Source organism: Pseudoalteromonas aurantia, from assembly GCF_005886875.1.
In the GTDB taxonomy this organism is placed as follows: Bacteria; Pseudomonadota; Gammaproteobacteria; order Enterobacterales; family Alteromonadaceae; genus Pseudoalteromonas; species Pseudoalteromonas aurantia_A.
This window is the reverse complement of the sequence record NZ_PNBY01000256.1, coordinates 1-364: the sequence shown is the minus strand read 5'-3', so window position 1 is coordinate 364 and position 364 is coordinate 1. Positions and strand designations below refer to the sequence as shown.

Genomic DNA, 364 nt, shown 5'->3' with positions numbered 1-364 from the left:
TGATAGCGCCATTGCCGTCGGCATCAAGTGCGTTAAAATCTGCTGCAAATACAGCGCTTGATGCAGCTAAAGTGACAAATGCGATTGTTGACGTCATACCTTTCATAACAAATCCCTCTTAATGGAAATAAAGTGCGTGAGAAAAAGCGAATAGCGCTTAAGCTTGCTCGAACTCTTCTTTTGAAAGCTCACCGTTACCATCGGTATCTAGCTTGTCGAAGTGCTTGCTAAGCTCTGCATCCACTGCTGCTTCTTGCTTGCTGATAGCGCCATTGCCGTCTGCATCTAAAGTAGAGAAATCTGCTGCAAACGCTGCGCTTGAAGCTGCTAAAGTGATAAGTGCTAAAGTTGAAGTCATGCGTTT

At 44.8% G+C, this 364-nt stretch carries 1 protein-coding gene; it reads right to left on the bottom strand.

The window, feature by feature from the left end; genetic code table 11:
• Positions 1-157 precede the first annotated feature (157 nt).
• On the bottom strand, positions 158-364 hold a 207-nt coding region (locus tag CWC18_RS20870), incomplete at its 5' end, for a calmodulin (protein WP_434063450.1).